We start from the raw sequence: 15512 nt of genomic DNA on the forward strand, positions 1-15512 counted from the left end.
GGGAAAGCCGTTCGCCCTGAATCCGCTCACTTCAGCGGACATTGCGCCGCAAACGCATCCTGGTGCGCGGTCAGCACCTTGCCCGGCTGCAGCTGGTTGGTCACGCGGCCGTCGGCGCCCTGCACCACCTTGCGCAGGTAGTAGTCCTGGACCAGGAACTGGTTGTTGCCGTACTTGACCGGGCCGCGCACCGAGTCGAAGGCCGCGGTCTTGAGCGCCTTGGCCAGCGCCGGCTTGTCGCCGACCTTGCCGCCGAGCTGCTTGACGGCCGCATCCATGTTCATCACCACGTCGTACGCGAACGCCGCGTACAGCGAGGGGTAGCGGCCGTTGTAGGCCTTGCGGAACTCGGCAACGAACTTCTGGTTGGCCGCGACCGGCAGGTCATGCGCGTACGACGAAGCGTTGAACAGGCCGACCATGGAGCTGCCCACGGCCGGAATGATGTCCTCGTCGGCGGTGAACGGCGAGGAGATCAGCGTGATGTCCTTGTTCAGGCCCGCGGCCATGAACTGCTTGATGAAGTTGATGCCCATGCCCCCGGCCTGGAAGATGTAGACCGCTTCGGGCTTGGCCGCGCGCAGCTGGGCCAGCTCGGCGGCGAAGTCCAGCTGGCCGACCTTGGTGTAGATCTCGTCGGCCAGCGGCTTCTTGTAGAGGCGCTTGAAACCGTTGAGCGCATCCTTGCCCGCAGGGTAGTTGGGCGCCATGATCACGACCTTGCTGTAGCCCTTGTTCGCCGCGTACTGGCCCGCGGCCTCGTGCATGGAATCGTTCTGGTAGCTGGTGCCGAAGAAGTAGGCATTGCACTGCGCGCCCGCGAGCTGGCTGGGGCCGGCGTTGGCCGACAGGTAAGGCACCTTGGCCGCGAACAGCGTGGGGCCCACGGCCAGCGCCACGTTGGAGGCCACGGGACCGGTGAACAGGTCGATCTTCTCGCGCTGTATGAAACGGTCGACCAGCTGGCGCGCCTGCTCGGGGTTGCCCGCCATGTCGGCCTGGATGAACTCGGCGGGCACGCCGCCGAGCTTGCTGCCCAACAGCTTGATGGCCAGGTTCAGGCCGTCGCGGATTTCAGCGCCGGGCGCCGCGAACGGGCCCGAAATATCCAGCGCCACACCCACCTTGATGGTCGCGGGCGCCTGCGCCTGGGCCAGCATGGACACCGAACCCACGGCAAGCGTGGCAACACCCTTGAGTAACCGGGAAGCGAAAAGAGCAGACATTGTGACCTTTGGATTTGAAATTGCGACCAACCCCAAGGATGCGGCACGCATCCCCCATTTGTGACAAGCAGCGATTGTGCCTGCGGATGGCCGACCTCCGCGGCAACAAGCCGGCCGCGTGCCAGAACACGCTCGCGGCCTGGCGCCTTGCCCCTTCCCGGCCCACAGCGCGCTCGCTGGCAGCGCAGCTCGCTACAGACAAAGTAGCAAAGCGCCAACCATGGGTTTATGGGCTGCGAAAAAATCTGTATTTATGTACAGTCTGTGCATGTTTACACCTGTCGATGGCCCTGCTTCCCCCGCTGTCCGCACGCGCGTCCCCGTGCAGCGCAAGGGGGCCGCGACCGCGGAGTAAGAGATGGCGAGCGTCGGCCTGGTGCCCCCGCACCGTTTCTACTATCTGCACAATTTCGAGCGTGCCCTGGGCTGGATAGCGCAGCGCTACAGCGACCTGCTCGACGCTGGCGAACGCGACTTCCTCGCGCAGTTCGCCGCGCTCTCGCCCCTGTCCCGGGCCTTGCTGGTGCGCATGCTGATGCGGCGCGGTCCGTGGTTCCGGGCGTCCAGGCTGGTCTACGAGGAAATCCCCGAGATCCAGGCAGCCGCCGAACCCTTGCTCGCCCTGGGCTGGCTCGACACCCAGGCCCCCATGCAACTCGAGGAGCTGTTCGACCTGCACACCCGCAGCGAACTTGCCGAGGTCTTTGCGAGCGCGCAGCGCGGCGGCGGCACGCGCAAGTCCGACTGGCTGCAGGCATTGGCCAGCGTGCATGACGCGCCCCGGCGCTATGCCGAATGGCATCCGCAGGCGAGCGAGCCCGTATGGCGCGTGATGCTGGGCGAACGCAGCGAGCGCCTGCGGCTGATGTTCTTTGGCAACCTGCACCAGAACTGGACCGAGTTCGTGCTCGCCGACCTGGGCGTGTTCAAGTACGAAAGCGTGGCCTTCGACGCCGCCTCGCGCGCCTTCCAGACAAGGGAGGATATCGATGCCTACCTCGCGCTGCAGGCCTGCCGCCAGGCGATGGAAGACGGAGCGGACCCCGCGGCCCTACTGCAGGCCATCGCCGCCTGCGAGAGCCGCAATCCCTGGCTGGAAAAACGCCGCGCCAAGCTGCTGCTGCGCCTGGGCAATGCCTGCGAGCGCGCGGGGCTCTGGGACGATGCGCTGCGCGTCTATGCGCAGTGCCCCTACCCCGGCGCGCGCCAGCGGCGCATACGCGTGCTCGAGCGCCTCGGGCGCCATGGCGAAGCCTTGCAGCACGCATTGCAGGCACAGCAGGCGCCCGAAAGCGACGAGGAGCTGCAAAAGCTGGGGCGCATGCTGCCGCGCCTGCTGCGCAACACGGGCCAGGCCAAGGCGCGCCAACGTCCGGCGGCCAACCAGGCGCTGGTGCGCATGCGCGCGGACCTCGTGCTCGATCCGCCCGCCGTGCCGATGTCGGTGGAGTTCGCGCTGCGCGCGCATTGGCACAGCGACGCGAGCCCGGTGTTCTATGTCGAGAACGCGCTGGTCAATTCGCTGTTCGGCCTGCTGTGCTGGCCCGCGATCTTCGCGCCCGTGCAGGGGGCTTTCTTCCACCCGTTCCAGAGCGGCCCCGCCGATCTGAGCGCGCCCGACTTCAGCGCGCGCCGGGCGGAGGAATTCGCGCGCTGCCTCGCGCAGCTCGACGCGCCCGGCTACGCGCAGACCATTCTCGCGCGCTACGCCGACAAGCAGGGCGTGCAGTCGCCGTTCGTGTACTGGGGCGTGCTGTCCGAGCCGCTGCTGCGCCTGGCGCTCGACTGCATCAGCGCCGCGCACCTGAAGCTGCTGTTTGCGCGGCTGATGGCCGACGTCAAGGCCAATCGCAGCGGCCTTCCCGACCTGGTGCGCTTCTGGCCCGACGAAAGACGTTATGAGCTCGTCGAAGTCAAAGGCCCGGGCGACAAGCTGCAGGACAACCAGATACGCTGGCTGCAGTACTGCAGCGAGCACGGCATTCCGGTCAGCGTCTGCCATGTGCAATGGCGCACAGCCGAGGACGCAGCATGAGCTACACCGTCTCCGTGCGCACGCTGTGCGAGTTCACCGCCAAGCAGGGCGACCTCGACCTGCGCTTCACGCCCGCGCCCACGGCGCAGCAGGGCATGGAAGGCCATATGCTGGTGCAGTCGCGGCGCAGCGCCGACTACGAGGCCGAAGTGGCGCTGCAGGGCGACTACGAGACGCTGCGGGTGCGCGGGCGCGCCGACGGCTACGACCCCGTGGCCGGGCAGCTCGAGGAAATCAAGACCTACCGCGGCAACCTCGACGCGATCCGCGCCAACCACCGCGCGCTGCACTGGGCCCAGGCGAAGATCTACGGCCACCTGCTGTGCACAGAACGCTCGCTGCAGCGGCTCAAGGTCGCGCTGATCTACTTCAATATCGGCACGCAAAAGGAGCATGCCATCACCGAAGTCTTCGAGGCCGCCGATCTGCAGGCGTTCTTCGAAGCGCAGTGCGCACGCTTTCTGCGCTGGGCGCAAAGCGAGGACGCCCACCGCCGCGCGCGCGACCAGGCGCTGACGGCATTGACCTTCCCCTGGGGCAGCTTTCGCGCGGGCCAGCGCGCGCTGTCGGTGGCCGTCTACCGCTGCGCGCGCGCACCCGAAGGCGGCAGCTGCCTGCTGGCCCAGGCCCCAACGGGCATTGGCAAGACCATAGGCACGCTGTTTCCCATGCTCAAGGCCTGCCCCGACCAGGGGCTGGACAGGATCTTCTTCCTGACCGCCAAGGGCACGGGCCATGGGCTGGCGACGCAGGCACTGGCCCAGGTCAACCAGCAGCTGCAGTCCACGGGCGCCGCGCCGCTGCGCGCGCTCACGCTGCAGGCGCGCGACAAGAGCTGCGAACACCCCGACAAGGCCTGCCACGGCGACTCCTGCCCGCTGGCCAAGGGCTTCTACGACCGCCTGCCCGACGCGCGCGCCGCGGTGCTTGAAGTGAACGCCGTCTGGGACAGCGCGCACCTGCGCGAAGTGGCGCTCGCGCACGATGTCTGCCCCTATTACCTCACGCAGGAAATGGCGCGCTGGAGCGATGTCGTGATCGGCGACTACAACTACTTCTACGACGGCGCGGCCATGCTGCATGCGTTGACGCAGGCCAACCAGTGGAAGGTGGGCGTGCTGGTCGACGAGGCCCACAACCTGCTCGACCGCGCGCGCAGCATGTATACCGCCGAGCTGTCGCCGCTCGCACTCGCGGCGGCGCGCAAGAATGCCAAGGGCCGCATTCGCACCGCGCTGAACGCGCTGCAGCGCGCGTGGAATACGCTGCATGAGAGCCAGCAGCAGACCTATGAATGCCATGCCCAGGTGCCGCTGGACTTCATGGCCGCGCTGCAAAAAGCCATCTCGCTGATCGCCGAAGCCAATGCCGACCACCCCATGCTGCCCGGCGACCCGGTGCTGGGCTTTTATCTCGAAGCCCTTCAGTTCGCCGTGCTCGAGGAAAAGCTCGACGACAACGCACTGTTCGACATCACCTTGCTCGCGCCGCAGCGCGGGCGCAAGCGCGCTTCCATCCTGTGCGTGCGCAATGTGATTCCCGCGCCGCACCTGCTCGCGCGCCATGCGGCCGCGCATGCGACGGTGCTGTTCTCGGGCACGCTGAGCCCCGCCGCGTTCTACCGCGACACGCTGGGCCTGCCCGCCGACACACCGTGGATAGACGTGCCCGCGCCGTTCAAGGCCGCGCAGCTCGCCGTGCACATCGTGCGCGACGTGTCCACGCGCTACCAGGACAGGGAAGCTTCGGTGGACCGCATCGTGGCGCTGATCTGCGACCAGTTCCACAAGCGCCCGGGCAACTATCTCAGCTTTTTCAGCAGCTTCGACTATCTGGAGCGCGTCGCCGACGCGCTGTGCGCGTGCCCGGATGCGCCCCCGGTCTGGCGCCAGGTGCGCGCCATGGGCGACGACAGCCGCCAGGCGTTCATCGCCCGCTTCCAGCCAGGTGGCCAGGGCATAGGCTTTGCCGTGCTCGGCGGCGCGTTTGGCGAAGGCATAGACCTGCCCGGCGACCGGCTGATCGGCGCGTTCATCGCCACGCTGGGCCTGCCCCAGCTCAACCCCGTCAACGAAAGCATGAAGCGCTGCATGCAGCAGCGCTTCGGCACGCGCACCGGCTACGACTACACCTATCTGTTCCCCGGCCTGCGCAAGGTGGTGCAGGCCGCGGGCCGCGTCATTCGCTCGGAGAACGATACCGGCGAACTGTTTCTGATGGACGACCGCTTCGCGCGCGATGAAGTGCGGCGGCTGATGCCGCTGTGGTGGGGATAAGCGCCAGCATCAACGCGCAAATGCCAGGCCCGGCGCCAGCACCGCAGCCGATCCGAACACTGCGGCCGGGCGCGCGAGCGCATGCACCAGCGCCAGCGCCCAGATGCCGAAACAGACCGCGAGCTCCCAATCGTCGCGGTGCGCCAGGCCTGGCGGCACCAGGCGGTTGGCCCAGCGATAGCCTATGCAGGCCGCGCCCGGGCCGGCAACGGCCGCGACGTTCGCGGCTTCGATCAGCCGGTAGACGCGCGCAGGCGCGGCGCCGAACTCGCCCAGATGCCTGGGCCGGCGCTTGACGATGAACAGGATCGCGCCCGTGGCCAGTCAGAACTGGTAGCGCACCGTCACCGACGCACTGCGCGGCTCGCCGTAGAAGCCGGTCTCGAACAGGCCCAGGCCCGAGTAGTACTGGGTGTCGAACAGGTTCTTGATGTGCAGCGCCGCTGACAGCTGCGGGCTGAACTGGTAGCGCGCCATCAGGCCCACGAGCGCATAGCCCTTCTGGCGGATGCCCGCGTAGTCGCTGGCCACCGGGTGCCAGACGCGGCCATCGGTCGCGCTCTGCCAGGTCACGCCGGCGCCCACCGTGAGCGCGTTCCAGTCGCCGCGCAGCCGATAGCTGGTCGACAGCCGCAGCGTCTGCGCGGGCTGGCTCAGCATCTGCGTGGAACCATAGACATGCCCACCCTGGGCATTGCGCACATGGGCGTAGGCATAGCCGGCCTGCAGGTTCCAGCCGGGCGCGATCTCGCCGCTGACTTCGGCTTCGAGGCCCTTGCTGGTCACGCCCTTGATGGCCTGGTAGACCGACTCGCCGTCGACGAAATCGACGTACTCGGCGAGGTTGTCCTGCTGTATGCGGAACGCGGCCAGGCTGGCATTGACGCGGCCGTCGAGGAACTCGCCCTTGACGCCGGCTTCGAAGCTCTTGCCCTGGACTTCGGGCAGGAACTGGCGGTTGGCATCGCGCGAAGTCTGCGGCGAGAAGATGCTGGTGTAGCTGCCATAGACCGAATACTGGTCGTTGAGGTCATAGACCAGGCCCGCATAGGGCGTGACCTGGCCACGCGTGCGCATGCTGCTCTCGAGCGCCGGCGTGACGCCGTCGGCGTAGACGCGGCTGTCGCTGGCATCGACCCGGCTCACGCGCGCGCCGACGATCACCGACAGCGCATCCGTGGGCCGCAGCCGCGTGGCGCCATGGAACGACGACTGGCGGCGCTTGTCTTCATAGGCGGCGATCGGCGGGAACGCGGGCTGCGCATAGTTGCCGCTCCAGCCGAAGATGCTGCCCGGCAGCGCCGGGTACAGCGAATCGGACCAGGGGCCGTCGGTGCTGGTGTCGGACCAGGTCGCGCCAAACATCGCTTCGTGCGTGCGGCCCCACAGCTCGTACGGTCCCGACAGGCTTGCGCTGAGCGTGTTCTGCGTGCGGTTGCCGCGGAAGTCGCCCATGAAGAAGTACATGCCTTCGCCGGTCACCGGGTCGGGATAGCCGCCGCTGGCCGAGCCCAGCAGCGAGCGGTGCTTGCTGCTTTCATTGTTCGCCGTGAGCTTGAACTTCCAGTCGTTCGCCAGCCGCTGCTCCAGCGTCGCAAACAGGTTGCGCGACGTGAGCTTGCGCTGGCTCCAGGTGGTCGCGGGGTTGAACGAACGCTCCCAGTCGGTGCGGCTGCCGTCGCTGAAGAACAGAGGGAAACCCGTCCAGGTCGAGCCGCGCGGATCGGTGTTCTGGTAGTCGGCGCCCACGGTGAGGCGCGTGTCGCGCGTGAGATCGGCCTCGACCACGCCGTAGAAAACGCTTTTCTTCTGCTGATAGTGGTCCAGGTGCGACTCGCGGTCCTGCAAGGCGGCGACGACGCGGCCGCGCACGCTGGCGCTGGCGTTGAGCGGGCTCGACAGATCGAGTTCGGTGCGCGCATTGTTCCAGGAGCCCAGGCTTGCCGTGACCGCGCCCGCGAACTGGTCGCCGGGGCGCTTGCGGATGAAGTTGATGGCCGCCGACGGATCGCCCGTGCCGCCCATCAGCCCGGTCGCGCCCTTGACGATTTCGACGCGATCGAAGATCGTCATGTCGCTGTTGGTCGCGCCCCAATCGTAGACACCGTCATAGTCCTTGGCCACGCCGTCGTACTGGAACTGGGTGATCGAGAAGCCGCGCGCGTTGAAGTTCGAACGCTCGCTGTCGTAGCTCTGCACCGTGATGCCCGCGGCCTGGCGCATCACGTCCGACACGCTGGTGCTGCCCTGGTCATCCATCTGCTGGCGCGTGACCACGGTGACCGACTGCGGTGTTTCGCGCAGCGTCAGGCTCAGCCCCGTGGCCCCGGCCGACGGCCCGGCGGCGTAGCTGCCCGAGCCGTCGGTGCGGCCATCGCCGCGCGCGGCTGCCGTGACGGTCACGGCCGCGAGCGTGGCACCGCCCGCGCCCTGGGACGCCGTGGGAATGGCGCGCAGCACATAGCCGCCGCCGGCCGAGCGCACGACCATCAGGTCGGTGCCCTTGAGCGCCTGCTCCAGCGCCTGCTGCACCGCGTACTGGCCGTTGACGCCGCCGCTGCGCAGGCCGTCGGTGATCGTCGAATCGAAGGTCAGCAACGCGCCCGCCTCGCGCCCCAGGCGATTGAGCACGGTTTCCAGCGGGCCCGCGGGAATCGCGTACTGGCGCTGCGCTGCGCCCTGCTGCGTTCCCGCCTGGGCCCGGGCCGACTTCGGCGCCATCGTGGTCGCGACGGCCAGGCTCGCCAGCGTGCCCACGCACAGCACGCGCAGCGCCAGCGCGACCGGGCCGGGACGCAAAGGCACGCAGGCAAGGGAATCGGCAAAGGGAAGCTGCTGCACAGTCTGGGGGCGCATGGAAAGCCTTGTGGAAAGGAGAGGATGAAAAGAGCCGTGAGCGCATACCGATGCGCTCCTTGCTCTGATGACACCCATCTGTGCACAATCAGCTCATTTATTTTTGCGGCCGCACCATCACCCAGTAGCGCGAGAAGAAATGCACTTCGACGGCCAGCGCGCTGGTCAGCGCCGCGAGCACGCGGTCGGTGTCGGCCAGCGGATAGGCGCCCGACACCAAGAGGTGCGCAACGACCGGCTCGCACCCCAGCCGGCCGCGCCGGTAGCGACCCAGCTCGGCAAGAAAATCGTCCAGCCGCATGCGCGACACGACCAGCATGCCGTCGGCCCAGGCGCCTGCGGCCTCATCCAGCGCGCCTTTGCTCTGCGCCTGCAGCGACGTGAATATGCCTTGCTCGCCCGCCTGCAACCGCTGCGTGGCCTGCGGTGCCTGCGCGGGCGTCAACATGACCACGCCCTGCAACACTTCGACGCTGACGCCGGCATCGCGTTCGCGCACCGTGAAACGCGTGCCCAGCGCGCGCACGCTGCCCAGCGCGGTCTCGACCATGAACGGCCGGCGCTGCGCATCGGCGACGGTCTGCACCAGTATTTCGCCGCGCACCAGCTGCACCACGCGCTGCGCGCTGCCGTAGCGGATATTGAGCGCACTGCCGGTGTTGAGCACGATGGCGCCGCCGTCGGGCAGCGCGAGCCGGCGCTGCTCGCCCAGGGCCGCAACTTCATCGGCGGCCCAGGCGCGCCACGTGGGCGTTTGCCGCAGCAACGAAAAGCTGCCCCCAGTCACCACCAGGGCCACGAGCAACTGCACGCTGCGCCGCCGACGCTGCGCATGCGGCCCGGCGAGCGTGGCACGCGCCAGCGGCAGCGAAATGCCGGCCATCTGCTGGCCCACGGATTCGATGCGCTGCCACGCGGCTTCATGCACCGGGCTTTGCGCGCGCCATTGCTGCCAGGCCGCGCGCTGGCGCGCGGACACCGAAGCCGGCGCGCCACGCAGCGTCATCCACCACTGCACCGCCTGCTGGGCGACTTCGGTGGAGATGGCCTGGCTGGCCTCGCCCGATGTTTCGCGCAATGCCGGCATTGCGCCTACTCCGGAAAAAAGCAGCGCAGCGCCGCCTTGGCCAGATGGCGCTTGACCGTGGAAACCGAAATGCCCAGCTCGGCCGCGATTTCGGCGTGGCCCAGGCCTTCGATCTGCGCGAGCAAAAACGCCTGCTTGGCCAGCGCGGGCAGATGCCCGAGGCGGCGATCGATTTCAACCAGTGTCTCGAGCACCATCAGCCGCGCTTCGGGCGGTGGCGCAACGGGTTCGGGCAATGCCGCCAATGCATCAAGGTAGGCCTGCTCGATCGCGCGCCGGCGCACCTGGTTGAGCAGCAGATTGCGCGCCACGGTCACAAGGTAGGCGCGCGGCTCCTGCAATTGCCCCACGCCCTGGCTGCACAGCAGCTTGAGGAAAGTGCTTTGCGCCAAGTCGGCGGCGTCGAACGCATTGCCGACTTTCTTGCGCAGCCATCCCTGCAACCAGCCGTGGTGGTCGGTGTAGAGCGCGGCGATTTCGCTGTGGGCAGATGGCTGAACGGCAGGCATGAGGCGGGTCCCGATTCTCCTGCGGGACGAAAACCCCACAATAAACAAGAATCATTCCTATTCAATTGTAGCCACACCGAGAACCCACGCCCCGCGCGGCCCGGCAATCGCTCAGAGGAACGCGCCTTCGCGCGCCAGCAGCCAGCCAGGCGCATCCTGCAGCGCCAGCGGCCGCACAAAGCGCTGCACCGCCGCATAGCCTACCGAGGTGGTGAATGGCGCCGTCGACGCGGGAAAAGGTCCGCCATGGTGCTGGGCGGCCGTGACGGCAACGCCCGTGGGCACGCCGGAAAACAGCACGCGGCCAGACACCTGCACCGCCGTGCGCACCACCGCGAGCACGGCCTCGTCGGGCTGCACGTCGCCCGCAGGAACGCCCCACAGCGTGCTGGTGAGCGTGCCCCCGATGGCGTTCAACAGCGCAACCACCTGCGCGCTGTCATCGACGCGCACGACCAGCGCCGCGCAGCCGAACACTTCCTCGTGCAGCCGGTGATCCGCCAGGAAGTCCGCCACATCGACCTGCGCCAGAAAAGGCCGGGGATTGCCCTGCGGCTGCCGGCCATCGACCAGCACCTGCAGCTTGGCATGCTGGCGCCATTGATCGACACCGCGCTCGAACGCCGCGCGAATGCCGGCATTGAGCATCGCATGCGGCGCAGCAGCGGCCAGGCGCGTGCGCAGCTGCTGCACAAACGCATCGCCCGGCGCATCCTTGAAGACCACGATCACGCCGGGACTGGTGCAGAACTGCCCCGCGCCCAGGCAGATCGAATCGGCCAGGGTCTGGGCCAGTGCATCGGGGCCGCCGGCCAGCGCCGCGGGCAATACCACCAGCGGATTGACCGAGCCCAGTTCGCCATAGAACGGGACAGGCCGGGGGCGGTCGGCCGCCAGGCGCGCGAGCGCCGTGCCGCCCTTGAACGAGCCCGTGAACGCCACGGCGGCGATCGCGGGCGATTGCACCAGCTGCACGCCCACCGCGACCGACGCGCCTTCGACGAGCTGGAACACGCCCGCGGGCAGGCCGCATTGTTCGACCACCGTCGCGGCGATCGCCGCGACGTCACGCGAGAGCTGCGGGTGTCCGGGATGGGCCTTGAGCACCACGGGGCAGCCCGCGGCAAAGGCGCTCGCGCTGTCGCCGCCAAGCACAGAGAACGCAAACGGAAAATTGCTTGCGGCAAACACCGCGACCGGGCCCAGTGGCGCCTGGATGCGGCTCAGGCGCGGCCGGCCCGCGGGCGGCGCGCCGGCCATTGCCGTCTCGTCGAGAAACGCCTGCGCCGCGCCCTGCTCCACGGCGTCGGCAAAACCGCGCAGCTGAAAAGCGGTGCGCGCCAGTTCGCCTTCGAGCCGGGGCAGGCCCAGCGCCGTTTCGCGGTCGGCAACCGGCAGCAAGGCGGCCGCGTTGTCGGTCAAGGCCTGGGCCAGGGCACGCAGGAACGCAGCGCGCTGCGCGTTCGACTTGGCCGCAAAGGCGTCGGCCGCCGAAGCCGCAGCGGCAACTGCCGCGTCGATTTGTTCGGGCGAGGATTCATCCCACGCAGCGCCATGCAAGGCGCCACTGCGGGCATCGGTGGATTGCAGCATCAAAGTCTTTCCGTGGAGGCAATTAACAAAAACCGAGGCGACGGGTAAAACCCGTTCGTGGCGAGCCTGTCGAACCATGAACGGCCTGTCCTCATGAACAAGCCGCTGCTGCTTCTCGAGCATCCTGGGCCCGTCAAAGATGGACGGGCCGAAAACTCACTCCGGCTGAATGCCCGCCGCCTTGATGATGCGTCCCCAGCGCTCGTACTCGGCGATCTGGAAGCGGTCCATTTCCTCGGGCGTCGACAGCGCCGTTTCCATGCCCGACTGCTGCGCGACACCGCTCACCGTCGCGGTCTGCATGGCGTTGCGCATCAGCGCATTGAGCTTTTGCACGACGGGCGCGGGCGTTCCCGCAGGCGCATACAGCGCATTCCAGTAACCGAACTCATAGCCCGGCAAGGACTCGCTGATCGCCGGCACGCCGGGCATCAGCGACAGGCGGCCCGGGCTGCTGATCCCCAGCGCCTTGAGCTTGCCGGCCTTGACCTGGGGCACCGTCGTGGCCAGGTCGACAATCATCAGATCGGTCTGGCCCGCGATCAGGTCCATGACCGCCGGCGGATTCGCGCGGTACGGCACGTAGTTGAACTTGGTGCCCGTCATCTGCTGGAACAGCTCGGTTGCCACCTGTGCCGACGAGCTGCCCGAGCCGTAGTTGAGCTTGCCCGGCTGGCGCTTGGCCAGCGCCACCAGTTCGGCAATGCTGTTGACACCCAGCTTGGGGTTGACCACCAGCAGCAGCGGGCCCTTGGCCAGCAGCGCCACCGGCGCGAAATCCTTGAGCGGATCGTAGGGCAGCTTCTTGAGCAGGTGGGGGTTGGCCGACTGCGTGGTGTTGGTCGTCATGAAGACGGTGTAGCCATCGGGCTGCGAGCGCGCCACATGCTGGGCCGCAATGCCGCCAAAGGCGCCGGCGCGGTTGTCGACGATCACCGATTGCCCGGTTTCCTTGCCCACTTCGGCGGCCACGGCGCGTGCCAGGCCATCGGTGGCGCTGCCCGCGGTCGAGCCGACCACGATGGTGATGGGCCGTGACGGAAAGCTTTGGGCGAAAACGCCGGAGCAGGAAAGCAGTGCAAGGGCGAGGAGAGTGCGGCGTGCAGGCATGGTTTGTCCTTAATAGTTATGGGTCGCTCACAGGGAAAGGAGGCGCAGCGGCAGGCCATCCCGCCGCTGCGGTGGAAATGCGCTTACGCCTTCCAGCCGTTCAGCAGCGTGTCGAGTTGCTGCTGCTGCGTGGCGCTCAGCGGCCATGCCGACGGCGCGCGCGTGGCACCGCAGTCATTGCCCATCCACTGCAGCGCGGCCTTGACGACGGTGACGTTGGCGCCGTTGTTCTCCTGGGCGCGCAGCTCCTCGAACGGCAGCATCTCGCCGATCAGGCGCATCGCCAGCGCGTAGTCGGCTTGCTCTAGCGCGTTGTAGATCGCGACCGAGCGTTCGGGAAACACATTGATCAGCCCGGAAGTGAAGCCGCGCGCACCCACCGCGTACAGCGGCGGCGCCCAGACTTCGGCCAGGCCGCCGACCCAGGCGAGATTGCGGTCCGCGGTACGGCGTATCGCTTCGGCCAGCAGCAGCGGCGTGGGCGAGGCCCATTTCACGCCCACGACTTCGGGGATGCGGCACAGCGCTTCTATCGTCGGCAGGCCGATGTTCTCGTTGCGCAGGTACAGCACCAGCGGCAGGCCCTCGGCCGCCTCGGCGATCTGCTGCACATAGGTGACCACGCCGCGCGGCGCGACAAACGGGTCTGGCGGCTGGTGCACCATCAGGGCATCGGCGCCGGCCTTGACCGACGCGCGGGCCAGGGCACGCGCCTCGTGCACGCTGCGGCCCACGCCGCCGAGCAAGGGCACGCGGCCGGCGACGCACTCGGCGGCCACATGCACCATGCGTTCGGCCTCCTGGGCCTGCAGCCCATAGAATTCACTGGTATTGCCATTCGCCACCAGCACATGCACGCCGGCATCGACGGCGCGGTCGACCACGGGTTGCAGCGGTGCGCTGCAGATTGCGTCCTGCGCATCGAAGGGCGTGACAAGAATCCCAGAAATGCCATTGAGCGCTGCGCGCAATGCCGGGCCGGTAAAAGAGGTCATGTGCTTTCCCATGGGTACTGTTGGACGAATGCAGTGACTCTAGAAGCGCATGGCAGTCGCGTCCAATCCAGACATCGGATGGCGCAATTCAATAAATGAATCATGTTCCAACTCACCCAACTCCGATGCTTTGTGGCCGTGGCTTCCGAGCTGCATTTCGGCCGTGCGGCGGTGCTGCTCAACATGACGCAGCCACCGCTGACGCGGCAGATCCAGCTGCTAGAGCATGAAGTCGGCGTGCAGCTGCTCGAGCGCTCGGGCGGCGCCGTGCGCCTGACGGTGGCCGGCAGGATCTTTCTGCGCGAGGCCGAGGACATACTGCGCCGCAGCCAGGCGGCGACGCTCGCGGCGCGCCGCGCGATGCAGGCCGAAGCCGGCAGCGTCACCATGGGATTCATCCCTGCAGCCAGCTTTACGATACTGCCGCAGCTGCTCGCGTTCGTTCGCGCGCGGCTGCCCGACGTGCACCTGGTGCTGCGCGAAATGCAGTCGGTCGATCAGATCGAAGCCCTGGGCGCCGACCGCATCGACATCGGTATCGTGCGGCCGTTCGCGCCGCGCAGCTTCAGTGCCTGTGCGCCCTTGCTGCGCGAGCCGTTCATGCTGGCCATGCCCCTGGAGCATCCGTTGGCGGCGCAGGACGAAGTGCCTCTGTCGGCGCTGCAAGGCCAGGCCTTCATAGAGTTCTGCCCGTCGGAGTCACGCTACCTGTACGAGATCGTCGCGGGCCAGTTGCGCGCCAACGGCGTGGCGCCCGAAACGGTGCAGACCCTGAGCCATACGCACTCGATTCTGGCGCTGGTCGATGCGAACGTGGGCATTGCGCTGGTGCCGCGCTCGGCAATGAAGCTGCGCTACGCCAACGTCTGCTTCAAGCCAATGGCCAATGTGACCGGGCTCGATGTGGAACTGCACCTCGCCTGGCGGCGCGAAGGCCGCCATGGCGTGGCCAATACGCTGCGGGAATTGCTGCAGGGGGCGTTTCCTGCAGCGGACTGAGGGGCCGCTCAGACCCGCTGGATAAATCCATCGAGCAGCTGCGCAAACACCGCCGGCTGCTCCACGCAGCTGATGTGCGCGGCTTCTATAGAGGCCAGTTCGGCGCCGGCAATGCCAGCGGCAATTTCCTCGGACAGCGCCATCGGCGTCGCCGCATCGAGCGTGCCGCCTATCACCAGCGCCGGGCAGCGGATCGAGGGATTGGTTTCGTGCAAGGCGATGCCCGCGACCGCCGCGCAGGCCTGGGCGTAGGGCTGGGCGGGAATCTGCACCAGCGTGGCGCGCATCTGCGCAACGCGCGCCGGATTGCCTGCGAGGAAATCGGGCGACAGCCAGCGCTGCAGGGCGCCATCGGCAATGGCCGCCACGCCCTGCGCCGCCACGGTCTCGATGCGGGTCTGCCAACCCTGGCGCGCAGCCGCGTCGTAGTGCGCGGCCGAGTTGGCGACGGTGATGCTCTGCACCGCGTCCGGGTGGAGCGCCGCGAGCGCCTGGGCCGTCATGCCGCCCATGGACACGCCGGCGAAATGCACCGGGCCGCGTCCCAGGCGCGCGATCAGCTGCGCCGCGTCACTGGCCAGGTCATGCATGCTGAAATCCGTGTCGCTGGCCGGCGAGCGGCCATGGCCGCGGTGGTCGTAGCGCACGACGGTGTAGCGATCCTGCAGCAGTTCGGTGACTTCGTCCCACATGTGCAGGTCGCAACCCAGCGCGTGGCTCAGAACGATGACGGGACCTTGTCCCTGGACGATGGAATGCAATTCGGGCATGGCAGCAGCGAAAAAAATGGGGGCTGGATGAAAAAAGGGCCTGCAAGCAGGCCCGG

The 15512-nt window shown here is 67.8% G+C and carries 12 protein-coding genes; 3 read left to right on the forward strand and 9 right to left on the reverse strand.

The features are described from left to right. Positions 1-26 precede the first annotated feature (26 nt). Entirely contained in the window at positions 27-1226 is a 1200-nt protein-coding gene (locus GVL12_RS02790; protein WP_159911126.1) for an ABC transporter substrate-binding protein, read from the reverse strand. Positions 1227-1584: 358 nt separating this feature from the next. Between GVL12_RS02790 and GVL12_RS02795 the strand changes: the two genes are divergently transcribed. Together GVL12_RS02795 and GVL12_RS02800 are read left to right on the forward strand one after the other, a co-directional pair. Continuing rightward, positions 1585-3261, forward strand: coding sequence for a VRR-NUC domain-containing protein (locus tag GVL12_RS02795; RefSeq protein WP_200843449.1), 1677 nt, complete (start codon positions 1585-1587; stop codon positions 3259-3261). Next, positions 3258-5537 (forward strand): ATP-dependent DNA helicase, encoded by a 2280-nt coding sequence (locus GVL12_RS02800; RefSeq protein ID WP_159911127.1) that lies wholly within the window; start codon positions 3258-3260, stop codon positions 5535-5537. The genes GVL12_RS02795 and GVL12_RS02800 overlap by 4 nt, the downstream gene beginning before the upstream one ends. Before the next feature lie 9 nt (positions 5538-5546). On the opposite strand, the gene GVL12_RS26215 is transcribed toward GVL12_RS02800, so the two are convergent. The 7 genes from GVL12_RS26215 to GVL12_RS02835 form a co-directional block, all read right to left on the reverse strand. Continuing rightward, the gene (locus GVL12_RS26215) at positions 5547-5696 is read right to left on the reverse strand and encodes a hypothetical protein (protein WP_200843450.1); all 150 of its coding nucleotides are present in this window, start codon (positions 5694-5696) and stop codon (positions 5547-5549) included. A gap of 165 nt (positions 5697-5861) precedes the next feature. Beyond that, positions 5862-8393 carry a TonB-dependent receptor gene (locus GVL12_RS02810; protein WP_159911128.1) on the reverse strand — a complete coding sequence of 844 codons (2532 nt, stop codon included), beginning with the start codon at positions 8391-8393 and terminating at the stop codon, positions 5862-5864. A gap of 97 nt (positions 8394-8490) precedes the next feature. Continuing rightward, positions 8491-9480 (reverse strand): FecR domain-containing protein, encoded by a 990-nt coding sequence (locus GVL12_RS02815; RefSeq protein ID WP_159911129.1) that lies wholly within the window; start codon positions 9478-9480, stop codon positions 8491-8493. 5 nt (positions 9481-9485) lie between these two features. Then, positions 9486-9989: a sigma-70 family RNA polymerase sigma factor gene (locus tag GVL12_RS02820; protein WP_159911130.1), complete on the reverse strand. Its 504-nt coding sequence runs from the start codon at positions 9987-9989 to the stop codon at positions 9486-9488. 111 nt (positions 9990-10100) lie between these two features. Further along, a complete protein-coding gene (locus GVL12_RS02825; RefSeq protein WP_159911131.1) occupies positions 10101-11582 on the reverse strand; it encodes an aldehyde dehydrogenase (NADP(+)) in 1482 nt (493 codons plus the stop codon). A gap of 156 nt (positions 11583-11738) precedes the next feature. After that, a complete protein-coding gene (locus GVL12_RS02830) occupies positions 11739-12692 on the reverse strand; it encodes a tripartite tricarboxylate transporter substrate binding protein (protein WP_159911132.1) in 954 nt (317 codons plus the stop codon). Between the two features lie 83 nt (positions 12693-12775). Further along, positions 12776-13687 carry a dihydrodipicolinate synthase family protein gene (locus GVL12_RS02835; RefSeq protein ID WP_159911133.1) on the reverse strand — a complete coding sequence of 304 codons (912 nt, stop codon included), beginning with the start codon at positions 13685-13687 and terminating at the stop codon, positions 12776-12778. A gap of 102 nt (positions 13688-13789) precedes the next feature. Between GVL12_RS02835 and GVL12_RS02840 the strand changes: the two genes are divergently transcribed. Then, on the forward strand, positions 13790-14686 hold the full coding sequence (locus tag GVL12_RS02840; protein ID WP_159911134.1) for a LysR family transcriptional regulator: 897 nt from the start codon (positions 13790-13792) through the stop codon (positions 14684-14686). A gap of 8 nt (positions 14687-14694) precedes the next feature. On the opposite strand, the gene GVL12_RS02845 is transcribed toward GVL12_RS02840, so the two are convergent. Next, positions 14695-15456, reverse strand: coding sequence for an alpha/beta fold hydrolase (locus tag GVL12_RS02845; RefSeq protein WP_159911135.1), 762 nt, complete (start codon positions 15454-15456; stop codon positions 14695-14697). Positions 15457-15512 lie beyond the last annotated feature (56 nt).

Origin of the sequence: Pantoea sp. 18069 (assembly GCF_902706035.1) — a bacterium.
Classification (GTDB): Bacteria; Pseudomonadota; Gammaproteobacteria; order Burkholderiales; family Burkholderiaceae_C; genus Comamonas.